21 protein-coding genes are annotated in these 24,433 nt (G+C 69.1%); 18 read left to right on the top strand and 3 right to left on the bottom strand.

Annotation, left to right across the window (positions count from 1 at the left end; all coding sequences use genetic code 11):
- Positions 1 to 5 precede the first annotated feature (5 nt).
- Positions 6 to 632 (bottom strand): 2-polyprenyl-3-methyl-6-methoxy-1,4-benzoquinone monooxygenase, encoded by a 627-nt coding sequence (coq7, locus tag AC2EAQ_RS07800; RefSeq protein WP_484641660.1) that lies wholly within the window; start codon positions 630 to 632, stop codon positions 6 to 8.
- A 243-nt stretch (positions 633 to 875) separates the two neighbouring features.
- On the opposite strand from coq7, the gene AC2EAQ_RS07795 reads away from it, so the two are divergent.
- From AC2EAQ_RS07795 to AC2EAQ_RS07750, 10 genes are all read left to right on the top strand, one after another.
- Positions 876 to 1,886 carry a porin gene (locus tag AC2EAQ_RS07795; RefSeq protein WP_484641654.1) on the top strand — a complete coding sequence of 337 codons (1,011 nt, stop codon included), beginning with the start codon at positions 876 to 878 and terminating at the stop codon, positions 1,884 to 1,886.
- A gap of 170 nt (positions 1,887 to 2,056) precedes the next feature.
- Positions 2,057 to 3,304, top strand: coding sequence for a porin (locus tag AC2EAQ_RS07790; RefSeq protein WP_484641652.1), 1,248 nt, complete (start codon positions 2,057 to 2,059; stop codon positions 3,302 to 3,304).
- Positions 3,305 to 3,385: 81 nt separating this feature from the next.
- A complete protein-coding gene (locus AC2EAQ_RS07785) occupies positions 3,386 to 4,087 on the top strand; it encodes a DUF3047 domain-containing protein (RefSeq protein WP_484641646.1) in 702 nt (233 codons plus the stop codon).
- Between the two features lie 102 nt (positions 4,088 to 4,189).
- On the top strand, positions 4,190 to 5,767 hold the full coding sequence (locus tag AC2EAQ_RS07780) for an ABC transporter substrate-binding protein (RefSeq protein WP_484641644.1): 1,578 nt from the start codon (positions 4,190 to 4,192) through the stop codon (positions 5,765 to 5,767).
- Positions 5,768 to 5,811: 44 nt separating this feature from the next.
- On the top strand, positions 5,812 to 6,795 hold the full coding sequence (locus tag AC2EAQ_RS07775; RefSeq protein ID WP_484641642.1) for an ABC transporter permease: 984 nt from the start codon (positions 5,812 to 5,814) through the stop codon (positions 6,793 to 6,795).
- 10 nt (positions 6,796 to 6,805) lie between these two features.
- Positions 6,806 to 8,029, top strand: a complete 1,224-nt coding sequence (locus tag AC2EAQ_RS07770) for a M20 aminoacylase family protein (RefSeq protein WP_484641639.1) — start codon at positions 6,806 to 6,808, stop codon at positions 8,027 to 8,029.
- Positions 8,030 to 8,040: 11 nt separating this feature from the next.
- The gene (locus tag AC2EAQ_RS07765; RefSeq protein ID WP_484641635.1) at positions 8,041 to 9,618 is read left to right on the top strand and encodes an ABC transporter substrate-binding protein; all 1,578 of its coding nucleotides are present in this window, start codon (positions 8,041 to 8,043) and stop codon (positions 9,616 to 9,618) included.
- A 4-nt stretch (positions 9,619 to 9,622) separates the two neighbouring features.
- Complete coding sequence (locus tag AC2EAQ_RS07760; protein WP_484641630.1) at positions 9,623 to 10,555, top strand: ABC transporter permease; 933 nt, start codon at positions 9,623 to 9,625, stop codon at positions 10,553 to 10,555.
- Positions 10,555 to 11,526: an ABC transporter ATP-binding protein gene (locus AC2EAQ_RS07755; protein ID WP_484641625.1), complete on the top strand. Its 972-nt coding sequence runs from the start codon at positions 10,555 to 10,557 to the stop codon at positions 11,524 to 11,526. The genes AC2EAQ_RS07760 and AC2EAQ_RS07755 overlap by 1 nt, the downstream gene beginning before the upstream one ends.
- On the top strand, positions 11,523 to 12,536 hold the full coding sequence (locus tag AC2EAQ_RS07750) for an ABC transporter ATP-binding protein (protein WP_484641623.1): 1,014 nt from the start codon (positions 11,523 to 11,525) through the stop codon (positions 12,534 to 12,536). Before AC2EAQ_RS07755 ends, AC2EAQ_RS07750 begins: the two co-directional genes overlap by 4 nt.
- A 31-nt stretch (positions 12,537 to 12,567) precedes the next feature.
- Here the strand turns inward: AC2EAQ_RS07750 and lysA are convergent, their stop codons facing one another.
- Positions 12,568 to 13,845, bottom strand: a complete 1,278-nt coding sequence (gene lysA / locus AC2EAQ_RS07745; RefSeq protein WP_484641621.1) for a diaminopimelate decarboxylase — start codon at positions 13,843 to 13,845, stop codon at positions 12,568 to 12,570.
- Positions 13,846 to 14,011: 166 nt separating this feature from the next.
- Between lysA and cyaY the strand changes: the two genes are divergently transcribed.
- A complete protein-coding gene (cyaY, locus tag AC2EAQ_RS07740; protein ID WP_484641619.1) occupies positions 14,012 to 14,356 on the top strand; it encodes an iron donor protein CyaY in 345 nt (114 codons plus the stop codon).
- On the opposite strand, the gene AC2EAQ_RS07735 is transcribed toward cyaY, so the two are convergent.
- The gene (locus AC2EAQ_RS07735; protein WP_484641616.1) at positions 14,346 to 16,637 is read right to left on the bottom strand and encodes a penicillin-binding protein 1A; all 2,292 of its coding nucleotides are present in this window, start codon (positions 16,635 to 16,637) and stop codon (positions 14,346 to 14,348) included. The two genes, cyaY and AC2EAQ_RS07735, sit on opposite strands and share 11 nt — an antisense overlap.
- A gap of 419 nt (positions 16,638 to 17,056) precedes the next feature.
- On the opposite strand from AC2EAQ_RS07735, the gene AC2EAQ_RS07730 reads away from it, so the two are divergent.
- The 7 genes from AC2EAQ_RS07730 to AC2EAQ_RS07700 are packed head-to-tail and all read left to right on the top strand — an operon-like array spanning position 17,057 to position 24,433.
- On the top strand, positions 17,057 to 18,094 hold the full coding sequence (locus AC2EAQ_RS07730) for a pilus assembly protein PilM (RefSeq protein WP_484642766.1): 1,038 nt from the start codon (positions 17,057 to 17,059) through the stop codon (positions 18,092 to 18,094).
- Positions 18,091 to 18,717, top strand: a complete 627-nt coding sequence (locus tag AC2EAQ_RS07725; protein ID WP_484641610.1) for a PilN domain-containing protein — start codon at positions 18,091 to 18,093, stop codon at positions 18,715 to 18,717. Before AC2EAQ_RS07730 ends, AC2EAQ_RS07725 begins: the two co-directional genes overlap by 4 nt.
- A 10-nt stretch (positions 18,718 to 18,727) precedes the next feature.
- Positions 18,728 to 19,423, top strand: a complete 696-nt coding sequence (locus AC2EAQ_RS07720; RefSeq protein WP_484641605.1) for a type IV pilus inner membrane component PilO — start codon at positions 18,728 to 18,730, stop codon at positions 19,421 to 19,423.
- The gene (locus AC2EAQ_RS07715) at positions 19,423 to 19,980 is read left to right on the top strand and encodes a pilus assembly protein PilP (protein ID WP_484642764.1); all 558 of its coding nucleotides are present in this window, start codon (positions 19,423 to 19,425) and stop codon (positions 19,978 to 19,980) included. The genes AC2EAQ_RS07720 and AC2EAQ_RS07715 overlap by 1 nt, the downstream gene beginning before the upstream one ends.
- Positions 19,981 to 20,003: 23 nt before the next feature.
- Complete coding sequence (locus AC2EAQ_RS07710; protein WP_484641599.1) at positions 20,004 to 22,157, top strand: type IV pilus secretin PilQ; 2,154 nt, start codon at positions 20,004 to 20,006, stop codon at positions 22,155 to 22,157.
- A gap of 2 nt (positions 22,158 to 22,159) precedes the next feature.
- Complete coding sequence (locus AC2EAQ_RS07705) at positions 22,160 to 23,863, top strand: DUF2135 domain-containing protein (RefSeq protein WP_484641595.1); 1,704 nt, start codon at positions 22,160 to 22,162, stop codon at positions 23,861 to 23,863.
- 21 nt (positions 23,864 to 23,884) lie between these two features.
- On the top strand, positions 23,885 to 24,433 hold the full coding sequence (locus tag AC2EAQ_RS07700; RefSeq protein ID WP_484641591.1) for a shikimate kinase: 549 nt from the start codon (positions 23,885 to 23,887) through the stop codon (positions 24,431 to 24,433).

Genomic DNA, 24,433 nt, shown 5'->3' with positions numbered 1-24,433 from the left:
CCCGCTCAGAGGTGATGCGCGGTGCGCGTCATCACCTTCGCCGCGCCCCGCATGGCCCAGCGCACCGGCGCGGGCAGCGCCGCGGCGCCGGCCTCCTGCGCGTGGCGGCCGTGCCGGGCCTCCTCCTCCTTCATGCGCGCGACGATCTCGCGCGAGGCATGGTCGGCGGCGGGCAGGCGCTCCAGGTGGCCGGCCAGGTGCTCCTCGACCTGGCGCTCGGTCTCGACCACGAAGCCGAGGCTCCAGCGGTCACCGGCGCGCCCGGCCAGCAGGCCGAGCGCGAACGCGCCCCCAAACCAGAGCGGATTGAGCAGGCTGGGCCGCGCATCGAGCTCGCGCAGGCGCTGCTCGGTCCAGGCCAGGTGGTCGAGTTCCTCGTGCGCGGCCTCCGTCATCTGTTCGCGCAGCGCCGGTGTCCTCGCGGTGAGCGCCTGGGCCTGGTACAGCGCCTGGGCGCACACCTCCCCGACGTGATTGACCCGCATCAGCGCGCCGGACAACGCCCGGTCCGGCGCCGCCAACGGTCCGGCGTCGGGGACCGTGGGCGCGGGCCGGCGGGCCCGTGTCTGGCCCGAAAGGGTCCGCAGCGCGGCATCCAGGGAGCCCAGAAACCTGTCGAAGGGATCGATCATGTCAGGTCGTGATCGTGTGCTGGGTTGATTCATCGGCGAAGTTGTCACTGACAACGCATTTGTCTTCGTTGTGCCCGGACAACATGCGGGTTCGAATTGTCCGTGAAGCCTTTGCACCCCTGCGGGCCCTCTGGTGGAATACGTGCAACTTCCGCGTAAGGAGGTTGGCCTGATCGACTGCAAGGCCTCGGCCCTCGGGTCGGTACCGTCGGTTACCAGATCGGGACCCCTTAAATCTCAACCTTGGAGATATTGGCAATGAAAAAATCTCTGCTCGCTCTCGCCGTGCTGAGCGCGTTCGCCGGTGCCGCGTCGGCGCAGTCGTCGGTCACCCTGTCGGGCGGCATCGACATGGCCGTCCAGCGCACGAACGGTCAGTGGAACATGTCCACCGGCAACTCCGGCCGCAGCGCCTTCACGCTGTCGGGCCGCGAGGACCTGGGTGGCGGCATGAACGCCTTCTTCGCCCTGAACTACCGCTTCAACGCGGGCACGGGCCAGGGCACCTCGGCCTACACGTCCAGCAGCTTCTGGCGTCAGAGCTGGGTGGGTCTGGGCGGCGGCTTCGGTGACGTGCGCCTCGGCCGCATGCTGCCGGTGCTGCAAGAGTTCAACGGCGGCTTCGACCCGTTCGGCACCGAGACCGTGGGTAGCACCCACTCGGGCGGCCTGAACGCCGGTATCGCCGGTAGCGCGCGCCTCAACAACGCCATCTACTACCGTTCGCCCCGCCTCGGCGGCCTGCAAGTGCACGCCAACATCGCTGCTGGCGACAGCCAGATCCTGACCGGCACGTCGTTCAACCCGAGCAACGAGCGTCCGATCGGCCTGGGCGCGATCTACGCCGCCGGCCCGCTGCGCTTTGCCGTGGCCTATGACCGCAACGCCCGCGACGAAAAGACCAAGGGCATCTACGCCGCCTACAACCTGGGCGTCGCGGAAGTGATGGGCCAATACGAGAACGGCGATCTCAACGCCACCGCTGATTCGACCGTCTACTCGATCGGCGCGCGCATTCCGATGGGCGCTTCGGTGATCAAGGTTGGCTATCGCAATCAGAGCGATGCGATCGTGGCTGGTGTCGGCGCTGTTGACCAGAAGAAGTTCGGTCTGGGCCTCGACTACAACCTGTCCAAGCGCACCATCGTGTACGCCGACGTGGCCAAGCAGAGCGGCACCTTCAGCTCCAACGCGACCACGAACTCGAACGCCAAGAAGGCCCAGTTCGACGTGGGCGTCTGGCACAAGTTCTGATCGGCGTCTGCCGCATCAGCAAGAGCCGCCCTTCGGGGCGGCTTTTTTTTGTCCACTCGGCCAGGGGGAGGTAAGGGAAAACACAGCGTTGGCGCGGTGCAACAGGGGCCGCCGGGGTGCTGGCCTTCGTTCAAGATCACGGGGTTAGAGACCGTGCCTTGGAGACATCCATGAAAAGAAATTCGATCGTCCTGGCCGCGCTGGCGGCTGTCTGCGGCGGGGCCCTGGCCCAGTCCACCCCCCCGAGCGTGACCGTCTACGGCATCCTGGACGCGGGCGTGACCCACACCACCGGGGTAGCCGCCGGCAAGCACCAGCTGGTGAGCGGCATCATGGAAGGCTCGCGCTTCGGCCTTCGCGGCAACGAGGACATCGGCCGTGGCTTCCGCGCGATCTTCACGCTGGAGCACCGGCTGGAACTGAATAACGGCACGGTCGCCAACCGCCCGCCGTCCGGCCTGCAGGTGCCCGATCGCCTGGGTCAGGCGGCTCTGCTGGGTCTGCCGACGGCCCTGCAGCCGGCGGTCACCGGCGTGTCCGGCAGCATCGCCCAGACGCTGGGCGTCAACCTCAGCAATGCCTTCTGGGATCGCCAGGCCTTCGTCGGCCTGGTCACTCCCGTGGGCGCCATCCTCGCGGGCCGGCAGTACACGCCGGCCTACGAGATCAACGCCACGTTCGACACCCTCGGCACCCAGTCCAGCTTGTCCGCCGGCCAGGTGGCGTCGGTGCCGTCGAGCGTCGACATCCGGGTCAGCAATGCGGTGCAGTACCGCATCGTGCTGGGCGGCCTGACCGCGTCGGCGATGTACGCCTTCGGCGGCAACACCGCCAACAGCAAGGCCAACCGCTTCGGCGGCGCGATGGTCATGTACAAGACGCCGCAGTTCGCGGTGGGCCTGGGCATGAACCAGCGCAACAACGACATCGGCCAGAAGTCGCTCAAGTCCACCATCGTGGGCGCCTCCGCGAACCTGGGCCCCGGCACGCTGAGCGGCATCTATGGCACGATCGAGGACGACAACCCGTCGGGCGTGTCGGCCATCGCCTCCGGCCTGACGCCGCTGGTGGGTTCCGCCGGCGCCACCCTGGTCCAGGGTGCCTTCACGAACGCGCTGCGCCAGGACGGCACCCTGATGCACCTGGGCTACAAGATGCCCGTGGGCAAGAACACGCTCTACGTCGCCTACAGCGCCTTCAACGACAAGCGTGCGCCGAACGCGGACGTGGCCTCCTATGGCGTGGCCTACACCTACGCGCTGTCGAGCCGCACCGACCTGAATGCGGTGCTGACCCACTTCGACAACAAGAACCTGGCGCAGGCGGCACCGGGCCAGGCCGGTTTCCTGGGGGGCTTCACCCGCAGCGCCGGCACGGACTCGAACAGTCTCGCCCTGGGTGTCCGTCACCGCTTCTGACCTCCACCGCCCGAACCAGGGGCCGCCTTGCGCGGCCCTTGTCCGTTGTGGCGACCGCCGATCGATCCGTCAACCTTTTCCATGAACCCGCGTCACTGGCCCCGCCGCACCGCCCTTCTGGCCCTGGCCGGCCTGCTCGCGGCCTGCGCCGGCGTGCAGCCGCCCGCGCCACAGGCGGACGCGGCGGCCTGGCACGACGTGCCGCTACCGGGCAAGGTGCGTACCCAGTACCGCTGGGAGGGGCGTGCCGGTCAGCGTGAGCTCGTGGCCAAGGCCGACGGGTCGGCTTCAGCATTTCGCCGTCACGTGCGCCGCCCGGCGGAGCAACTGGGCGACGTCGAGTTCGGCTGGTGGGCCCAGGCCCTGCCCGCGGGCGCCGACCTGTCCGAGCCCGGCAGGACCGACGCCGCGGCCCGCGTCATGTTCGCGTTCGACGGCGACATGTCGCGGCTGCCGGCGCGCACGCGGGCGCAGTCCGACCTGGCCCGCATGCTCACCGGCGAGGCGCTGCCCTATGCCACCCTGGTCTACGTGTGGGACGCCACGGCGCCGGTGGGCACCGTGATCACGCATCCCCGCAACGACCGCATCCGCAAGATCGTCGTCGAGTCCGGCCACGGGGGCCTGAAGCAGTGGCGGCGCTACCGCCGCTCGCTGGCGGCCGACTACCACCTGGCCTTCGGCGAGCCGCCGGGGCCACTGATGGCGGTGGCGGTGATGACCGACGGCGACAACACCCAGTCACGGCTCGTCACGCGATACAGCGACATCGAGTTTCGTTGACATGCGGCCCCGGCCGCTGCGCCCGGGCTTCCCCTGTTGGCACCGGGCACGCGTCGTGCGCATGATGACGAAGAGTTCACATTCCCCTGGAGCCTGCCTTCCATGCTGAAAACCCATCGCCCGTTCGCTCTGATCGTCCTGGCCGCCTCGCTGGCGGCGGCACCCGCCTTTGCCAAGACGTTCAAGTGGTCCAGCGCCAGCGACATCCCCACCTGGGACATCCACTCGCAGAACAACGCGCTGGGCAACGGCGTTCACGCGTCCGTCTACGAGTCGCTGATCTACTACAACAAGAAGTTCGAGCTCGAGCCGGTGCTGGCCACCGGCTGGAAGCAGGTGAGCCCCACCCAAGTGCGCATGACGCTGCGCCAGGGCGTGAAGTTCCATGATGGTGCGGTGTTCAACGCCGACGACGCCAAGTTCTCGATCGAGCGCGCCATGTCCAAGACGTCCAACTACGGCGTCTACACGCAGGGCATCGACCGTGTCGTCAAGGTGGACGACTACACCATCGACATCTTCACCAAGGGCCCGAATCCGGTGCTGCTGCGCCAGATGACCGAGCTGCGCATGATGGACCAGGGCTGGGCCGAGAAGAACAAGTCGGTCGAGCCGAAGGACATCAAGACGAAGGACGAGAACTTCGCCCACCGCAATGCCAACGGCACCGGCCCGTTCATGCTCAAGAGCTGGGAGCAGGACGTCAAGCTGGTGCTCACGCGCAACCCCAACTGGTGGGGCAAGTTGGAAGGCAACGTCACCGAGATCGTCTACTCGCCGATCAAGTCCGAGGCCACGCGCATCGCCGCGCTTCTGTCGGGCGAGGTGGACATGGTGCTCGACCCGTCGCCGGCCGACCTGGCCCGGCTGCGCTCGGCGCCGGCGCTGAAGGTGCTCGACGGCGCCGAGAACCGGACCATCTTCTTCGGCATGGACCAGTTCCGCGACGAACTGCCCGGCAGCAACGTCAAGGGCAAGAACCCGCTCAAGGACGTGCGCGTGCGCAAGGCGCTCTACCAGGCCATCGACATCCAGACGATCAACCGCGTGACGATGCGCGGCTTGTCCCAGCCCACCGGCACGCTGATCGCACCCCAGGTCAACGGCTGGACCAAGAAGGCCGATGCGCGCTGGCCCTACGACGTCGAGGCGTCCAAGAAGCTGCTCGCCGAGGCGGGCTATCCGCAGGGCTTCGAGGTCGACTTCGCCTGCCCCAACAACCGCTACATCAACGACGAGGAGATCTGCCAGTCGGTGACTGCGATGTGGGCCAAGGTGGGCGTGAAGGCCAAGCTGCGCACGCTGCCGCTGACGACCTACTTCCCGATGATCCAGCGCTACGAGGCCAGCATCTACATGCTGGGCTGGGGCGTGCCGACCTTCGACGCGCTGTATTCGCTGCAGTCCCTGGTGCGCACCGTGGGCGCGCAGGGCGACGGCAACTACAACGTCGGCCGCTACAGCAACCCGCAGATGGACGCCCTGGTCGAGCGCGTCAAGAAGGAAGTCGACCAGAAGAACCGCAATGCGCTGATCGAGCAGGCGCTCCTGCTGTCGCACCAGGACGTGTCCCACATCCCGCTGCACAACCAGGTGATCCCCTGGGCGATGAAGAAGAACATCGACATGTATCACCGTGCGGACAACCGCATCGACATGCGCAGCGTGAAGGTGAACTGATCCTGTCCCGGCACCTCTTCCTTCGACCGCTCGGCTGACCCGGGATGCTTGCGTTCATTCTCCGCCGCCTCCTGCAGGCCGTGATGGTGATGCTCACGGTGGCGTTCATCGCCTTCATGCTGTTCCAGTACGTGGGCGACCCGGTGACCAACCTGCTGGGCCAGGACGCCACGCCCGAGCAGCGCCGCGAACTGCGGGCCGACCTTGGCCTGGACAAGCCCTTCCCGGTGCAGTTCGCCGCCTTCGTCGGCAACGCCGTGCAGGGCGAGTTCGGCCTGTCGCTGCGCCAGGGGCGCAAGGTGTCGTCGCTGATCGTCGAGCGCTTCCCGGCCACGCTTGAGCTGGCCTTCGGCGCGGCCCTGCTGGCGCTGGTGTTCGGCATTCCGATGGGCGTGTATGCGGCGCTGAAACGGGGCAACTTCCTGTCCCAGGCGCTGATGATGTTCTCGCTGCTCGGGGTGTCGCTGCCCACCTTCCTGATCGGCATCCTGCTGATCCTGGTGTTCGCGGTCACCTTCAAGGTGCTGCCCAGCTTCGGTCGCGGCGAGACGGTGGCCATCGGTGCATGGACCACCGGGCTGCTGACGGCCGACGGCTGGAAGCACCTGATCCTGCCGTCGGTCACGCTGTGCATCTTCCAGCTCACGCTGATCATGCGGCTGGTCCGCGCCGAGATGCTCGAGGTGCTGCGCACGGACTACATCAAGTTCGCGCGTGCGCGGGGCCTGTCCGACCGCAGCGTCTACTTCGGCCATGCGCTGAAGAACACGCTGGTGCCGGTGATCACCATCACCGGCCTTCAGCTCGGCGCGCTGATCGCCTTCGCGATCATCACCGAGACCGTGTTCCAGTGGCCCGGCATGGGGCTGCTGTTCATCCAGGCGGTGCAGTTCGCCGACATCCCGGTGATGGCGGCCTACCTGTGCCTGATCGCGCTGATCTTCGTCGTCATCAACCTCGTGGTGGACCTGCTTTACTTCGCGGTCGACCCGCGCCTGCGCATCGAGCGCTCGGCGGCGGGGCACTGAGGGGGCGGCGATGCTGTCGGCCGTTGCACGCAACGACAACGGGGCCTACCGGCGTCTTGCCGGCTGGCACGACGAACTCACGGCGTTCCGGCGTGACCTGCACGCCCATCCCGAACTCGGCTTCGAGGAGCGGCGCACCGCCGGGCGCGTGGTGGCCGCGCTGCGGGCGGCCGGCGTGGACGAGGTCCACGAGGGCATCGGCCGCACCGGCGTCGTGGCGCTGGTGCACGGCGCCACGCGCGCCAGCGGGCGCCTGATCGGCCTGCGCGCCGACATGGACGCGCTGCCGATGACCGAGGAAAACGACTTCGCCTGGCGTTCGTGCTCGCGCGGCCTGATGCATGGCTGCGGCCACGACGGCCACACCACGATGCTGGTCGGCGCTGCGCGCTACCTGGCCGAGACGCGCCGCTTCGATGGCACCGCGGTGCTGGTGTTCCAGCCCGGCGAGGAAGGCTTCGCCGGGGCCAAGGCCATGATCGACGACGGCCTGTTCGACCGCTTCCCGGTCGAGGCGATCTACGCCATGCACAACTGGCCGTCGCTGCCGCCGGGACACATCGGCGTCAACCCGGGGCCGATGATGGCCGCGGCCGACCGCATCGAGATCGTGGTCCACGGCAAGGGCGGCCATGGTGCCCATCCGTATCTCGCGGTCGACCCGGTGCTGGTGGCGGCGCACATCATCACCGCGGCGCAGAGCATCGTCGCGCGCAACGTCAGCCCGGTGGACAGCGCCGTGATCAGCCTGTGCTCGATGCAGGCCGGCGACCCGGGCGCGTTCAGCGTGATCCCGCGCGAGGCGCGGCTGGTGGGCACCGTGCGCACCTTCCGCCCCGAGGTGCAGGACATGGTCGAGGAGCGCCTAGCCCGCCTGGTCGATTCCGTGGCGGTGGCCTTCGGCGCCACGGCCACGCTGCACTACCAGCGCACCTACCCGGCCACGATCAACAGCCCGCGCCATGCCGAGTTCGCGGCCGGCGTGGCCACCGACCTCGTCGGCGGCGACAAGGTCACGCGCGACCTGCCGCCGTCGATGGGCGCCGAGGACTTCTCCTTCATGCTGCAGGTCAAGCCGGGTGCGTACCTGCGGCTGGGGCAGGGCGGCGGCGCCTTCCTGCACAACACCCGATACGACTTCAACGACGAAGTGCTGCCGCTCGGGGCGGCGCTCTTCGCCGGCCTGGTGGAGCGGTCCCTGCCGCCCACGCCCCCAAGCCCCCGCACTTCCTGAGGAGCCACACCATGACGCGCTTCCGTCCCACCCTTCTCGCTGCCGCCCTGGCCCTGGCCTGCGGCCTGGCCTCGGCCGCCACGCTGCGCGTGGCCAACCAGGGCGATGCCACCTCGCTCGACCCGCACTCGCTGAACGAGTCGCTGCAGCTGTCGATCACCGGCAACGTGTACGAGCCGCTGGTGGGGCGCGACCGCAAGCTCGCGCTCGAGCCGGCCCTGGCCACCAAGTGGGCCCAGACCTCGCCCACCGTGTGGCGCTTCGACCTGCGCCGCAACGTGCGCTTCCACGATGGCACGCCCTTCACGGCCGACGACGTGGTCTTCAGCTTCGGCCGCGCCGCCGGCGACGGCTCCGACATGAAGGGCTACACCTCGTCGATCAAGCAGGTGCGCAAGGTCGACGACCACACCGTGGAGATCGAGACCACCGCGCCGTTCCCGATCCTTCCCGACGTGATCTCGCTCGTGTACATCATGAGCAAGAAATGGTGCGAGGACAACAAGGCCGAGAAGCCGGTGGACCGCCGCAAGGGCATCGAGAACACGGCGTCCTTCCGCACCAACGGCACCGGTCCCTACCGCGTGCGCGAACGCCAGCCCACCACCCGCACGACCTTCGTGCGCAACCCGACCTACTGGGGCAAGGTCGACGGCAACGTCGACGAGGTGATCTTCACGCCGATCGGCAACGACGCCACCCGCGTGGCCGCGATGCTGTCGGGCGAGGTCGACATGATGGAGCCGGTGCCGCTGCAGGACGTCGAGCGCCTGAAGTCCAACGCCAACATCACCGTGATGCAGGGCCCCGAGCTGCGCACCATCTTCCTGGGCATGGACCAGAAGCGCGACGAGCTGCAGTTCTCCAACGTGAAGGGCAAGAACCCGTTCAAGGACAAGCGCGTGCGCCAGGCCTTCTACCAGGCCATCGACATCGAGACCATCAAGACCCGCGTGATGCGCAATGCCGCCACGCCCACCGCGCTGATGGTGGCGCCCGGCATCAAGGGCTTTGTGGCCGACATGAACAAGCGCCTGCCCTACGACCCGGACGCGGCGCGCAAGCTGCTGGCCGACGCCGGCTACCCCAACGGTTTCGAGGTCGGCATGAACTGCCCGAACGACCGCTACGTCAACGACGGCGAGATTTGCCAGGCGGTGGCCGCCAACCTGGCGCGCGTGGGCGTCAAGGTCAACCTGCAGGCCGAGAGCAAGGCGACCTACTTCCCCAAGATCCTGCGCCGCGACACCAGCTTCTACCTGCTGGGCTGGACGCCGGGCACCTACGACTCGCACAACGCGCTGTCCAACCTGATCGCCACGCCCACCGACAAGGGCCAGGGCCAGTTCAACCTCGGCAGCTACAGCAACGCCAAGGTGGACGAGCTGACGCTGAAGATCCAGGGCGAGACCGACCAGGCCAAGCGCAACGCGATGATCGCCGAGGCGTTCAAGCTGCACGCCGACGACATCGGCCACATCCCGCTGCATCAGCAGGCGCTGGCCTGGGCGATGAAGAAGAACGTGTCCCTGGTGCAGCTGGCGGACAACTTCATGCCCTTCAAGTACATCAGCGTCAAGGGCAAGTGAGCCGATGACCACTGCGACTCCCCAGGCGCCGGGCGCACTGCGGCGCTTCTTCGACGGCGACGTCTGGTTCAGCTTCACCAGTTCGCCGGTCGCCATGGGGGCGGCCGCGGTGGCCTTCCTGTGCGTGTTCTGCGCCCTGTTCGCGCCCTGGGTGGCACCACACAACCCGTTCGACCTGGCCTCGCTCGAGCTGGCCGACGCGCGTACGCCGCCAGCCTGGAACGAGGGCGGGTCGACGAAGTACCTGCTGGGCACCGACGACCAGGGGCGCGACGTGCTGTCGGCCATCATGTATGGCGCGCGCGTGTCCCTGCTGGTGGGCTTCGCGTCGGTGGTGCTGTCGGTGCTGGTGGGCGTGTCGCTGGGCCTGCTGTCGGGCTTCGTCGGCGGCAAGACCGACGCCTTCATCATGCGTGTGTGCGACGTGATGCTGTCCTTCCCGTCGATCCTGATCGCACTGCTGATCGACGGTGTGGGGCGCGCCATGTTCCCCGACGCGCACGACACCCTGGCCTTCGCGGTGCTGGTGCTGGCCATCGCGCTGCCCGGGTGGGTGCAGTACGCGCGCACCGTGCGCGGCTCCACGCTGGTGGAGCGCAACAAGGAGTACGTGCAGGCCGCCCGCGTGACCGGCGTCGCGCCGCTGCGCATCATGGCGCGCCACGTGCTGCCCAACGTGCTCGGCCCGGTGCTGGTGCTGGCCACGATCCAGGTCGCCACCGCCATCCTCACCGAGGCCACGCTGTCGTTCCTCGGCGTGGGCGTGCCGCCCACGCAGCCCTCGCTGGGCACGCTGATCCGCGTCGGCAACGACTTCCTGTTCTCCGGCGAGACCTGGATCACCGTCTATCCGGGGCTGGCGCTGGTGCTGATCGCGCTGTCGGTCAACCTGCTGGGCGACTGGCTGCGCGACGCGCTGAACCCGAGGCTGCGCTGATGGACGCCACACCGCTGCTCGAAGTCCGCAACCTGCGGGTGGAGTTCCCGTCGCGTCGCGGCACGCTGCTTGCGCTGGACGACGTGTCGTTCTCCATCGCGCCGGGGGAGATCCTCGGCGTGGTGGGCGAGTCGGGCGCCGGCAAGTCGCTCACCGGCGCGGCCATCATCGGCCTGCTCGAGCCGCCCGGGCGAATCGCCGGCGGGCAGGTGCTGCTGGCGGGCCAGCGCATCGACAACCTGCCCTACGAGGCGATGCGCAAGATCCGCGGGCGCCAGATCGGCGCCATCTTCCAGGACCCGCTGACCTCGCTGAATCCGCTCTACACCGTGGGGCGCCAGCTGATCGAGACGATCCGCACCCACCTGCCGGTGAGCGAGGACGAGGCGCGGCAGCGCGCGATCCGGCTGCTGCAGGAAACCGGCATCCCGGCGGCCGAGGCGCGCATCGACCACTACCCGCATCAGTTCTCCGGCGGCATGCGCCAGCGCGTGGTGATCGCCCTGGCGCTGGCCGCCGAGCCGAAGCTGATCGTGGCCGACGAGCCCACCACGGCGCTGGACGTGTCGATCCAGGCCCAGATCATCTCGCTGCTGCGGCGCCTGTGCCGCGAGCACGGCGCGGCGGTGATGCTGGTCACGCACGACATGGGCGTGATCGCCGAGACCTGCGATCGCGTGGCCGTGATGTACGCCGGCCGCGTGGCCGAGATCGGCCCGGTGGCCGACGTGATCCACCGGCCGTCGCATCCCTACACGGTGGGCCTGATGGGATCGATCCCGTCGATGGACGCCGAGCGTGAGCGCCTGGCCCAGATCGACGGCGCGATGCCGCGCCTGAACGCGATCCCGAAGGGCTGCGCCTTCAACCCGCGCTGCCCCAACGTGTTCGACCGCTGCCGCAGCGAACGCCCCGACCTGATCGACGCCGGGGCCACGCGTGCGGCCTGCTGGCGCGTGGAGCCGCGATGAGCACGCAGCAGCAGACCCCGGGCGCGCCCCTGGTGCAGGTCGACGACCTGGCCAAGATCTTCGACGTGTCGGCCCCCTGGCTCAACCGCGTCATCGATCGCAAGCCGCGCCAGTTCGTGCATGCCGTCGACGGCGTGAGCTTCGAGATCCGCAAGGGCCGCACGCTGGCGCTGGTGGGCGAGTCGGGCTGCGGCAAGAGCACCGTGGCGCGCCTGCTGGTGGGCCTGTACGCGCCCACGCGGGGCACGGTCCGCTTCGACGGCGTCGACGTGCGCAGCCTCGACCCGGCGCAGCTGCGCACGCTGCGCCGGCGCATGCAGATGATCTTCCAGGACCCGTTCGCGAGCCTGAACCCGCGCTGGAAGGTGCTCGACATCGTGGCCGAGCCGATCCGCGAGCACGGCCTCGTGACCGACGCCGACGAACAGCGCGCCAAGGTGGGCGAGCTGCTCGCCTCGGTGGGGCTGGCCGCCGCCGACGCGGAGAAGTTCCCGCACCAGTTCTCGGGCGGCCAGCGCCAGCGCATCTCGATCGCGCGCGCGCTGGCCACGCAGCCCGAGTTCCTGGTCTGCGACGAGCCCACGTCCGCGCTCGACGTCAGCGTGCAGGCGCAGGTCCTCAACATCATGAAGGACCTGCAGCGCCAGCGCGGGCTGACCTACCTGTTCATCTCGCACAACCTGGCCGTGGTGCGCCACGTGTCCGACCAGGTCGGCGTGATGTACCTCGGCCGGCTGGTCGAGCTGGCCGACAAGGCCGACCTGTTCTCGCAGCCGCGCCACCCCTACACGCGCATGCTGCTCGACGCGATCCCGGACATCCGGATGTCGGGCCGGCAGCGCACGCCGGTGCAGGGCGAGGTGCCCAACCCGCTGCAGCCGCCCACCGGCTGCGCCTTCCACCCGCGCTGCCCGCTGGCCAATGCGCGCTGCTCGACCGAGCGGCCGGTGCTCAAGGCCTTCAAGGGCATCCAGGTGGCCTGCCACGCGGTGGAGGAGGGGCGCGCCTGAGCGGCGGGCCCCGGCGCGCGCCGCGCGCCCGTCAGCCGATCAGGTGCTCGTTGGCGAACAGTTCGCGCAGCGTCTCGCGCTCGCGGATCAGGTGCGCACGGCTGCCGTCGAGCATCACCTCGGCGGCGCGCGGGCGGCTGTTGTAGTTGCTCGCCATCGCCATGGCGTAGGCGCCGGCCGACAGCACCGCCAGGTGGTCGCCCGGCTGCACCGCCAGCGCGCGGTCGCGGCCGAGCCAGTCGCCCGACTCGCACACCGGGCCCACCACGTCGTACACCTGCGGCGGCAGGTCGCGCAGCGTGCAGGGCACGATGCCCATCGTGGCGCCGTACATCGCCGGGCGAACCAGGTCGTTCATCGCCGCGTCGACGATGCAGAAGTTCTTTTCGGCGCCGGGCTTGAGCACCAGCACCTCGGCCAGCAGCACGCCGGCATTGCCCACCAGCGAGCGCCCGGGCTCGAGCAGGATCGACCGATGTCCGTGGCCGCGCGCGTCGATGCGCTCGAGCAGGCGCGCCACCAGCACGCCGGCGTCCGGCGGCGCCTCGTCGGTGTAGGTGATGCCCAGGCCGCCGCCGACGTCGATGTGCTCGATGCGGGTGCCCTCGGCCTCGATCGCCTGCACCAGGTCGAGCAGGCGGTCGAGCGCGTCGAGGTAGGGCGCCACCTCGGTGATCTGAGAACCGATGTGGCAGTCGATGCCGGTCACGTGCAGGCCCGGCAGGCTCGCCGCGAGGCGGTACGCCGCCAGGGCCTCGTCGTGGGCGATGCCGAACTTGTTGCCCTTCAGGCCGGTGGAGATGTAGGGGTGCGTGCCGGCGTCGACGTCCGGATTGATGCGCAGGCTCACCGGCGCGCGCAGGCCCATCGAGACGGCCACCTCGGACAGCGTGCGCAGCTCGGGCAGGCTCTCCACGTTGAAGCAGCGCACGCCCTCGGCGAGCGCGCGGCGCATCTCGTCCGGGCGCTTGCCCACGCCCGAGAACACCACGCGCGAGGCCAGGCCGCCGGCGGCCAGCACCCGCTCGAGCTCGCCGACCGACACGATGTCGAAACCGCAGCCGGCCTGGGCGAAGGTCTGCAGCACCGCGAGCGACGAATTGGCCTTCATCGCATAGCAGATCAGGTGGTCGCGCCCGGCCAGGGCGCGGGCGTACGACGCCAGCGCATGGCGCATCGCGGCGCGCGAGTACACGTACAGCGGCGTGCCGAACTCGCGCGCCAGCGCGTCGAGCGCATGGCCGTCGAGGGTGAGTTCGGTGCCGCGCCACGCCAGGAAGGGCGCGCCGGGAAGCGTGGGTGCCGTCATCGCGGAGCCGACGCGGGTGACGCGGGTGCCGGCGTCGACGCCGGGGCCGGCAGCTTGAGCGGGCCCTTTTGCCCACAAGCACCAAGGTGCGATGCGGCCAGTGCCGCCAGCGCCGCCGCTACACTGAACCGCCGCATGCCTTTCATGCGATCGATTCTAGCCAGCGATGCCCACCGACACGCTCTCCGACGCCGAGTACCACCAGCGCGCCAGCGCCGCACTGTCGCAGGTGGAGTCGATGCTCGACCGCTGGCTGCAGGACGATGTCATCGACATCGACTCGCAGCGCACTGGCGGCCTGCTGGAACTGTCGTTTCCCGGCGGCAGCAAGATCGTGCTGAACACGCAGCCGCCGCTGCACGAGCTGTGGCTCGCGGCGCGGGCGGGCGGCTATCACTTCCGCTGGGCGGACGGCGCCTGGCGCGACACGCGCGACGGCACCGAGTTCTTCGCGCGCCTGTCGCGCGAGGCCAGCGCGCAGGCCGGCAAGGCGCTCGACTTCAGTTCTTGAACAGGTCGAGGATGCTTTTCTTCTCGGCCTCGGTCGGCGGTTCCGGCGGGGGCGCCGCGTCCACGCCCAGGCTGGTCACGCCCCGGCCCTGCGCGTACTCCTCGTAGGTCCAGTCGCCGCCGACGTTGACGACGCCATCGGGCGCGCGGGCCTCCGCCACCGGCACGCCCTTCAGTGCATGGGCCATGTACTCGATCCACACCGGCAGCGACAGCCCGCCACCGGTCTCGCGGTCGCCCAGCTTGCGCGGGTTGTCGTAGCCGATCCACACCACGGCCACCAGGCTCGGCTGCCAGCCGGCAAACCAGGCGTCCATCGAGTCGTTGGTGGTGCCGGTCTTGCCGTAGAGGTCCGGCCGCTTGAGCGTGCCCTGCGCCTTGGCCGCGGTGCCCGAGCGCGTCACCTCCTGCAGCAGGTCCGTCATCACGAAGGCGTTGCGGGCGTCGATCGCGCGCATCGACTCGTCGAGCTGCGCCTTGGGCGCCTCGATCAGCACGCGTCCCTTCTGGTCGGTCACGCGCTCGATCAGACGCGGCGCCACCAGATAGCCGCCGTTGGCGAACACGGCGTAGGCGCTGGCCATCTGCAGCGGCGTCACCGAGCCGGCCCCGAGGGCCATGGTCAGGTAGGGCGGGTGCTTGTCGGCTTCGAACCCGAAGCGTGACACCCACTGCTGTGCCTCGGCCGGACCGACCGCCTGCAGCACCTGGATCGACACCATGTTCTTCGACCGGGCCAGGGCGCGCTTGAGCGGCATCGGGCCTTCGAAGGTGCCGTCGTAGTTCTTCGGCTCCCAGGGCTGGCTGCCGGTGGTGCCGGCGTCGAAGAACAGCGGCGCGTCATTGATCACGGAGCCCGAGGTGAAGCCCTTCTCGAGGGCGGCGGAATAGATGAAGGGCTTGAAGCTCGAGCCCGGCTGCCGCCAGGCCTGGGTCACGTGGTTGAACTTGCTCTTGCGGTAGTCGAAGCCGCCCACCAGGGCGCGGATCGCGCCGGTGCGCGGGTCGAGCGCGACGAAGGCGCCTTCGACCTCGGGCTGCTGGGTCAGCGACCACTGGCCCTTGGCGTTCTGCGTGGCCCGGACCACCGCGCCTCGGCGCAGCTTCTTCTGGGCCGGGGCCTTCTCGGCCAGGCCGGAGGTCACCGGGCGCAGGCCGTCACCGGTGACGGTGATCGACTCGCCGTCGGACAGCACCGCCACCACCTTGCGCGGCGACGCCTCCAGCACCACCGCGGCGCGCAGGTCGTCGTTGTCTGGGTGGTCGGCCAGGACGTCGGCGATGCGTGCGTCCAGCGCCGCGGGTTCGCTGGGCAGGTCGACGAAGGCTTCCGGCCCGCGGTAGACCTGACGCAGCTCGTAGTCGAGCAGGCCGCGCCGCAGCGCGCGGTAGGCCACCATCTGGTCGGCCGCGTTGACCGACACCGTGACGTTGAGCCCTCGCGTGTAGGCCTCCTCGCCGTACTGGCTGAACACCAGCTGGCGCGCCGTCTCGGCGACGAACTCGGCATGCACCGACTGGTCGGCCTGGGTGCGGTAGCGCAGCTTCTCGGCCTTGGCGGCCGCCGCCTGCTCGGCGGTGATGAAGCGGTTGTCGACCATGCGGTCGATGATGTACTGCTGGCGCGTCGTCGCCCGCTTCGGGTTGACGATCGGGTTGTAGATCGACGGCGCCTTGGGCAGGCCGGCCAGCATCGCGGCCTCGGCGATGGTCACGTCCTTGAGCGGCTTGCCGAAGTAGATCTCCGAGGCGGCGGCGAAGCCGTAGGCCCGCTGTCCGAGGAAGATCTGGTTCATGTAGGCCTCGAGGATCTGGTCCTTGCTGAGCTGGCTCTCGATCTTCCACGTGAGCAGGATCTCGTAGATCTTGCGCGTGATCGTCTTCTCGGACGACAGGTAGAAGTTGCGCGCCACCTGCATCGTGATCGTGGACGCACCCTGGCTGCGGGCCTCGGACAGCTGGGCCAGCGCGGCCCGCGCGATGCCCACCAGGTCCACGCCGCCATGGTCGTAGAAACGCGCGTCCTCGATCGCGAGCACCGCGTCGCGCATCACCTTCGGCACCTGGGCAATCGGCGTGAAGCTGCGCCGCTCCTCGCCGAACTCGCCCAGTAGCACGCCGTCCGACGAGATCACCTTCAGCGGCAGCTTCGGGCGGTACTCGGTCAGGCTGTCGATCGAGGGCAGGTTGGGCCAGGCCACGGCCAGCGCCACGGCCAGCAGCGTGCCGGCGGTCGCGGCCAGTGCCAGCACGCCGGCGGCCAGCCAGGCCAGGGGCCTCAAGACCCAGGGGGCCCACGGTGGTAGTCGGGTCGTCGGGCTCAATGAAGTTGTAAACGCGCCGGATCGCGTTCGATGGCCGCGGGACCGCGCCGGCTCGGCGGTCGCGTCGGATTATAGGAATGCGGTGTCACCCGACGCGACCAAGTGTGAACTCATGCTCAAGCTGCCCGCGATGCGTTCTAACGGTGGCGTCGGCAATGCCGTATGGTGCTGTGCATCGGGTCCCGGTCGCGTCGGTGTTACACAACGCGACCCGCCATCGCAGCGCTCGCAAACCTTGGGCGCTCAATGGCTTTACTGCTAGCATTCAAGTAACTTCTTAACTATCCAGTGCGCCATCTGACACACCTGCTGCAAGGCGCCCGGGGGGTAACGACGTGAGCTTTCTGGACGCTCTGCTCGGCCGCAAACATGCGTCGATGATCGGTCTGGACATCAGCACCTCGAGCGTCAAGCTGGTGGAGTTGGGCCAGAGTGCATCCGGCGAGTACATCGTCGAGCGTTTCGCCTCCGAGCCCTTCGAGAAGGGCTGGATCACCGACGGCCAGATCGAGAAGTTCGACGAGGTGGCCGAGGCCGTGCGCCGCGTGGTGTCCAAGAGCGGCACGCGCACCAAGCATGTGGCCATGGCCATGCCCCAGTCGGCCGTGATCACCAAGAAGATCATGCTGCCGGCCGGCCTGCGCGAGGAGGAACTCGAACTGCAGGTCGAGAGCGAGGCCAACCAGTACATCCCGTTCTCGCTCGACGAGGTGAGCCTGGACTTCTGCGTCGTCGGCCCCAGCGCCACGTCGGTGGGCGACGTCGAAGTGCTGATCGCGGCGTCGCGCAAGGATCGCGTCCAGGACCGCCAGGGCCTGGCCGAGGCCGCCGGCCTGAAGCCGATGGTGCTCGACATCGAGAGCCACGCCTCGCGCCTGGCGATGAGCCGCATCGTCAAGACCCTGCCCAACGAGGGCCGTGACGCGCTGGTGGCGCTGTTCGAGATCGGTGCCGACACCACCAGCCTGAAGGTGCTGCGCGACGAGGAACTGCTCTACGACCGCGACCAGGCCTTCGGCGGCTCGCAGCTGACCCAGCTGATCTCTCGCCAGTACGGCTTCTCCTTCGAGGAGGCCGAGGCCAAGAAGCTCGGCGGCGACCTGCCCGAGGACTACGAGTCCGCGATCCTCACCCCCTTCGTCGACAGCCTGTCGCAGGAGATCGGCCGCGCGCTGCAGTACTTCTTCACCAGCACGCCGCACCACAAGGTGCACTACGTGATGCTGGCTGGCGGCACGGCCACGCTGGCCGGCCTGAAGGAGCGTGTCACCGACCTCACCGGCTTCGCGTCGATGGTCGTGAACCCGTTCGAACACATGAAGCTCGGCGGCTCGGTGCGCGAGAGCAAGGTGCGACGTGAAGCGCCCTCGTACCTCACCGCCACCGGCCTCGCGATGCGGAGGTTCCTGCAGTGATCCTCATCAACCTGCTTCCCCACCGGGAAGAAAAGCGCAAGCGCCGCCGCACGGCCTACTTCACCGGTCTGGCGCTGTCGGCCGTGGCGGGCGTGGTGATCGCCGCGCTGTGGTTCGCGGTGCTCGACCGCATGAAGTCGGCCCAGGAGGAGCGCAACGCCTACCTGGGCACCGAGATCAAGAAGCTCGAGGCGCAGATCAAGGACATCGCCAACCTGCGCGCCGAGATCGACGCGCTGAAGGCGCGCCAGAAGGCCGTCGAGGACCTGCAGGCAGACCGCAACGTCCCCGTGCACCTGCTCAACGAACTGGTCAAGCAGACCCCCGAGGGCGTCTACCTGGTCAGCATCAAGCAGGCCGGTCAGGTGGTCACCGTGACCGGCGTGGCCCAGACCAACGAGCGCGTGTCCGAGTTCCTGCGCAACACGCTGTACAACTCGCCCTGGCTCGAAAAGCCGGAGCTCATCGAGATCAAGGCGGCGGTGGCCCCGCGCGACCGCGCTTCCACCAGCCGCCTGTTCGACTTCTCGATGCGCGTGTCGATCAAGCGCCCGCAGGCGCCCGTCGACGGTGCCAGCCCTCCGGGCGCGAAGGCCGCGCCCGCCGGTGCGAAGGCCTCCTGAGGTAGCCCACATGGCCACGCAAAGCCCCAACTCGCGCAGCTTCGAGCTGAGCACCATGTTCGAGCAGGCCGCGGCCCAGTTCCGCGGTCTGGACACGCGGCAGCCCGGCCAGTGGCCGTTGCTGCCCAAGATCGGCTCCTGGGTCCTGCTGGCGGCGGTGGTCGTGCTGCTGAGCTGGTTCCTGATGCTGTCGGCCAAGAACGACGAGCTCGAGGCCGAGCGCAGCAAGGAGCCGACGCTCAAGTCCGACTACCGCGGCAAGCTGGGCCAGGCGGTCAACCTGCCCGAACTGCGCAAGCAGAAGCAGCAGGTCGAGGAGTACGTGACCCAGCTCGAGAAGCAGCTCCCCGGCAAGGCCGAGATGGACGCACTGCTGTCGGACATCAACCAGGCGGGCATCGGCCGCGGCCTGCAGTTCGAACTGTTCCGCCCCGGCTCGGTGTCGGTGAAGGACTACTACGCCGAGCTGCCGATCTCGGTGCGCGTCACCGGCCGCTATCACGACATCGGGGCCTTTGCCGCCGACGTGGCCAACCTGTCACGCATCGTGACCCTGCACGACCTGACGGTGGCGCCGCCGGCCGGCCAGAAGGACAGCGGCCTGCTGTCGATGGAAGCCACCGCCCGCACCTACCGCTATCTCGACGCGGGCGAGGTGGCGGCGCAGGCCGGCCAGAAGAAGAAGGCCGTGGGAGCGAAGAAATGATGCACGCCCAGACCTTCCTTCGTCGCGTGCCGGGCATGCTGGGTGCGGCCGTGGCCGCGCTCGCGCTGTCGGGCTGCGGCGCCGAGCTCGACGAGCTGCAGGCCTGGATGGACCAGCAAAAGCGCGAGGTCAAGCCCAATGTGCCGCCGCTGACGCCGCCCAAGAAGTTCGATCCGCAGCCCTATGCGGCAGCCGACTCCGTGGACCCGTTCAGCAACCAGAAGCTCGCCGTGGCGCTCAAGCGCGACGAGCGCGCCCCCAGTTCGCTGCTGGCCGCCGAGCTCAAGCGCCGGAAGGAGCCGCTGGAGGCCTACCCGCTGGACAGCATGACGATGGTGGGCAGCATGAACCGCCTGGGCCAGCCCTACGCGCTGCTGCGCGTCGAGGGTCTGCTGTACCAGGTCAGGGCAGGCGAATACATCGGCCAGAACTACGGCCGGATCCTCAAGGTGTCCGAGACCGAGCTGGTCCTGCGCGAAGTGGTGCAGGATGCCGCCGGCGAGTGGATCGAGCGCAACACGTCGCTGCAACTGGTCGAACAACGGGCGGGACGATGAAGAATCCGAAGGAGATACGCATCATGACGATGTGGCGTACGTGGGGGATGGCCGCCATGCTGGCCGTGTGCGCGCCGGCTGCGCTGGCGCAGGGCGTGATCCAGTCGATCACGAGCACGCAGCAAGCGGGCGCGGACGTCGTGCGCATCGAGCTGAGCGAAGCGCTGTCGGCGGTGCCGGCGGGTTTCGCGATCCAGCAGCCGCCGCGCATCGCGATCGACCTGCCGGGCGTGGGCAGTGCGCTGCCGCGCCCCAGTGTGGACGTCAACCAGGGCAACCTGCGCTCGGTGAACGTCGCGCAGGCCGGTGACCGCACGCGCCTGGTGCTCAACCTGAAGCAGGCCGCCACCTACCGCGCCCAGATCGAAGGCAAGGCCCTGCTGATCGTCGTGGACAGCGCCGGTCCGGCAGCCGCCTCGGCGGCCCCGGCGGCCGCGGCCACGGCGGCGGCTCCCGCCGCGGCGCCGGCCACCTTTGCGCCGAGCCAGAACCGCGAGACGCAGTCGTTGCGCGAGATCGACTTCCGCCGAGGCGTCGATGGCGCCGGCCGCGTGATCGTCACGCTGCCGAGCAGCCAGGTCGGCGTGGACATCCGCCAGCAGGGCACGGGTCTGCTGGTCGAGTTCCCGCGCTCGACGGTGCCCGACAACCTGCGCAGGCGCCTGGACGTCACCGACTTCGGCACCCCGGTGCAGACCGTCACCGTGTCGCAGAGCGGCGACCGCGTGCGCATGGTGATCGAGCCGCGCGGCAACTGGGAGCACAGCGCCTACCAGAGCGACACGCAGTTCGTCGTCGAGGTGCGCCCGGTCCGCGTCGACCCGAACAAGCTGACGCAGGGCCCCGGCTACCAGGGCGAGAAGCTGAGCCTGAACTTCCAGAACATCGAGGTCCGCTCGCTGCTGCAGGTCATCGCCGACTTCACCAACTTCAACGTCGTCACCAGCGACACGGTCACCGGCAACCTCACGTTGCGCCTGAAGGACGTGCCCTGGGACCAGGCGCTGGACATCATCCTGCAGGCCAAGGGCCTCGGGCTGCGCAAGAGCGGCAACGTGATCTGGATCGCGCCGAAGGACGAGCTCGCCATCAAGGAGCAGGCCGACCTCGAGGCGGGCAAAAAGAAGACCGAACTCGAGCCGCTGCGCACGCAGTCGTTCCAGCTCAACTACACCAAGGCCGAGGACGTGGCCAAGGGCCTCGCGGGGCAGGGCAGTGCCGGTGGCGGCGCGGCCACGCGGATCCTGTCGTCTCGCGGCAGCGTCATCTCCGACCAGCGCACCAACCAGCTCTTCGTGACCGACATCCCGTCCAAGCTGGAAGAGGTGCAGACGCTGGTGGCGCGCATCGACATCCCGGTGCGCCAGGTGCTGATCGAGGCCCGCATCGTCGAGGCCAGCGACACCTTCGGCAAGTCGCTTGGCGCCAAGCTCGGCTTCGTCGACCTGCGCGGTGTGCGCGGCGGCACGCCGGGCTGGAGCGTGGGCGGCAACAACCGCGTGGCGGTGGGCGGCAACTATGTCGGCGCCGGCCAGATCACGCTGCAGACGCCCGATACCGGCAATGCGTTCACCAACCAGCAGTTCGTGAACCTGCCGGCCGTCGGCCAGGGCGGCTACGACCCGGCGTCGTTCGCGCTGTCGATCTTCGGTGCCTCTTCCAACCGGTTCCTGAACCTGGAGATCTCGGCCCTCGAAGCCGACGGCCGCGGCAAGATCGTGTCGAGCCCGCGAATCGTCACGGCCGACCAGGTCAAGGCCTTCATCAGCCAGGGCACGCGGGTGCCGTTCCAGCGCGCCACCAGTTCCGGTGCCACCGCGGTGGAATTCATCGAGGCCAGCCTGAAGCTCGAAGTCACGCCCCAGATCACGCCGGAAGGCAACATCATCATGGACGTGAAGATCAACAAGGACAGCCTGGGCACGCTGACCGCGCTGGGCCGCGAGATCAACATCAAGGAAGTCAAGACGCAGGTGCTGGTCGAGAACGGCGGTACGGTGGTCATCGGCGGCATCTACGAACAGCAGTCCTCCGACTCGGTCAGCAAGGTGCCCCTGCTGGGCGACGTGCCCTACCTGGGCAACCTGTTCAAGACCAAGACGCAGGACTCCACCCGCACCGAGTTGCTGGTGTTCCTGACGCCCAAGGTCGTCACCGAGAAGGCCGCGGTCCGCTGATCATGGGCGCGCGAACACGCAGGGCCGCCTGGCGCGGCCTCTGGCCCGCGGCAGGTCTGGCCCTGCTCGTCGCCTGTGGCGGCGGTGGCGGCGGAACCGGTGGCTTTGCCAGCGACGGCTCGGGCAGCAGCGGCTTCAACAGCGGCGGCTCGGGCAGCGGCGGCTTCAACAGCGGCGGCTCGGGCTCGCCTCCGTTCGGAGGCAGTGGTTCCGGGGGCGGCACGGGGGCGGTCGGCGACGGCCCGCGTCCCGCGGCCGATCCACCGGTGGTCGTCAGCAACGACGCGATCCAGGGCTCCGTGCTCAGCGGCGCCAACGGCAACCCCATTTCCGGCGCGTCGGTCGTGTTCACGGGAGCCTCGCTCACCACCGATGCCCAGGGCCTGTTCGCGCAGGCCAACTCGGCGCCGATCCCCCGCCTGGTCATCGAAGCGGCCGCGGCCAATTTCGAACCTCTCTATGGCGTGACCCAGGTGCTGGGCACCGTGCCGTCCGTCAGCGTGCTGCGGCTCACGCCCTACGGCATCACCTCGGCGCTGACCGTGGCCAGCGGCGGCACCGTCAGCGATACCGCGTCCGGCGCGTCGGTGGCCGTGCCGGCGTCGGCCCTGCTGTCTTCCGGCGGCGGCGCGGCGCCTGTCACGCTCGACGTGCGCGTGTCGCCGGTCGACGTCGGCAGCGACAGCAACCTGCTGTCGGGCGACTACACCGAGGCGGGCGGGACACTGCTGCAGTCCTATGGCGCCGTGACCATCACGCCCTCCGTCGACGTGGAAGTGGTCAGCGGCCAGAGCCTGACGCTACGCGTGCCGGTGAGCACCCGCAGTGCCACCACGCCGGCCAGTGCCACCGCCTACTACTTCGACACGGCCACCGGCCGCTGGGTGGCCGACGGTGCCGCCACGCTCGTCAGCGGGGCGACGCCCTACTACGAGGTCGCCGTCACGCGCTTCGCGCAGTGGATGGTCGGCTCCGCGGTCAACTCGCCCATCACGGTCACCGGTTGCGTCATCGACGACAGCGGCGCGCCCGCGGCCAACGTGCGAATGGCGGGCGACGGCGTGTCGTATTCGAGCGTCGACTCGGCCACCACGGACGGCGCGGGCCAGTTCACGATCCGTGCCCTGCCCAACAGCCAGGTCGCGATCCAGGGCCGCCGCGGCGCGTTCCTCACCAATGCGCGCTCGGTGAGCGTGGGCGCATCGCCGGTGACCTTCACGAACTGCCTGACCATCCCCACGTCGAATGCGGCCACGATGCGGCTGACCTGGGGCGCGAACCCGAGCGACATCGACTCGCACCTGCGCACGCCGGGCGGCACGCACGTCTACTACGTGAACCAGGGTTCGCTCGCGGGCGAGCCGTATGCCAGTCTCGACGTCGACGACGTCACCGGATTCGGCCCCGAGGTGACCACGATCCGTCGTCCCAAGGTCGGCATCTACCGCTTCTACCTGCACAACTTCTCGCGCACCTTCAGCCCCGGCATGACCGGCTCGCCGACCCGCCTGGAACTGAACTACGCGGGCCGCACGGTGGTGTTCTCCCCGCCGCCCGGCGAAGGCTCGTCCCTGTGGTGGCACGTGTTCGACCTGCAGATCGGCGCCGACTGTACGATGACGCTGTACAGGTATAACCGCTGGCGTGCCGATGAACCCCAGAACCCCAACGCCGGCGGCACTGCCGCGGAGTGCACGCCGAACTAGCCCGGCACGAGAGGCCTCGTCGTGATCTCCCTCGTGGGCATGCCGGGCAGCGGCAAGTCCACGGTCGGGCGCCATGTCGCCCGGCAGCTGGGCCTGGAGTTCGTCGACACCGACCACCTGATCGAGCAGCGCATCGGCTGCTCGATCCGCGAGTACTTCGAACTGCACGGCGAGCCCGCCTTCCGCGACGTGGAGCAGGAGGTGGTGGCCGAGGCCACGGCCATGCCGCATGTCGGCGTCGTGGCCACCGGCGGGGGCGTGGTGCTGCGCGAGGCCAATCGCGATCTGCTGCGGGCGCGGACCACCGTGATGTACCTGCGCACGACACCCGACGACCTGGCGCGGCGCCTGCGCAATGACACGCACCGGCCGCTGCTGCAGGGCGCGGGCGACGCGGCCAAGCGGCTGCGCCAGCTGTTCCAGGAGCGCGACCCGCTGTACCGCCGCGCCGCGCACTTCGTGATCGAGGCCCAGCGTCCGTCGGTCCATGCGCTGGTCAACATGGTGCTGATGCAGGTGGAGCTGGCGGGCCTGGGCCGGGCCTCCGGCGACGCGACGGCCCGACCTTAA

The organism is Aquabacterium sp. T101 (assembly GCF_057219775.1).
Note: the sequence above shows the minus strand (reverse complement) of the source record. Positions and strands in the feature narration are given on the sequence as shown.

Coding starts and splice junctions, on each gene's coding strand:
- coq7 (WP_484641660.1), bottom strand. CDS start 632: ATGATCGATCCCTTCGACAGGTTTCTGGGCTCCCTGGATGCCGCGCTG.
- AC2EAQ_RS07790 (WP_484641652.1), top strand. CDS start 2,057: ATGAAAAGAAATTCGATCGTCCTGGCCGCGCTGGCGGCTGTCTGCGGC.
- AC2EAQ_RS07785 (WP_484641646.1), top strand. CDS start 3,386: ATGAACCCGCGTCACTGGCCCCGCCGCACCGCCCTTCTGGCCCTGGCC.
- AC2EAQ_RS07780 (WP_484641644.1), top strand. CDS start 4,190: ATGCTGAAAACCCATCGCCCGTTCGCTCTGATCGTCCTGGCCGCCTCG.
- AC2EAQ_RS07775 (WP_484641642.1), top strand. CDS start 5,812: ATGCTTGCGTTCATTCTCCGCCGCCTCCTGCAGGCCGTGATGGTGATG.
- AC2EAQ_RS07770 (WP_484641639.1), top strand. CDS start 6,806: ATGCTGTCGGCCGTTGCACGCAACGACAACGGGGCCTACCGGCGTCTT.
- AC2EAQ_RS07765 (WP_484641635.1), top strand. CDS start 8,041: ATGACGCGCTTCCGTCCCACCCTTCTCGCTGCCGCCCTGGCCCTGGCC.
- AC2EAQ_RS07760 (WP_484641630.1), top strand. CDS start 9,623: ATGACCACTGCGACTCCCCAGGCGCCGGGCGCACTGCGGCGCTTCTTC.
- AC2EAQ_RS07755 (WP_484641625.1), top strand. CDS start 10,555: ATGGACGCCACACCGCTGCTCGAAGTCCGCAACCTGCGGGTGGAGTTC.
- AC2EAQ_RS07750 (WP_484641623.1), top strand. CDS start 11,523: ATGAGCACGCAGCAGCAGACCCCGGGCGCGCCCCTGGTGCAGGTCGAC.
- lysA (WP_484641621.1), bottom strand. CDS start 13,845: ATGACGGCACCCACGCTTCCCGGCGCGCCCTTCCTGGCGTGGCGCGGC.
- cyaY (WP_484641619.1), top strand. CDS start 14,012: ATGCCCACCGACACGCTCTCCGACGCCGAGTACCACCAGCGCGCCAGC.
- AC2EAQ_RS07730 (WP_484642766.1), top strand. CDS start 17,057: ATGATCGGTCTGGACATCAGCACCTCGAGCGTCAAGCTGGTGGAGTTG.
- AC2EAQ_RS07720 (WP_484641605.1), top strand. CDS start 18,728: ATGGCCACGCAAAGCCCCAACTCGCGCAGCTTCGAGCTGAGCACCATG.
- AC2EAQ_RS07715 (WP_484642764.1), top strand. CDS start 19,423: ATGCACGCCCAGACCTTCCTTCGTCGCGTGCCGGGCATGCTGGGTGCG.
- AC2EAQ_RS07710 (WP_484641599.1), top strand. CDS start 20,004: ATGACGATGTGGCGTACGTGGGGGATGGCCGCCATGCTGGCCGTGTGC.
- AC2EAQ_RS07705 (WP_484641595.1), top strand. CDS start 22,160: ATGGGCGCGCGAACACGCAGGGCCGCCTGGCGCGGCCTCTGGCCCGCG.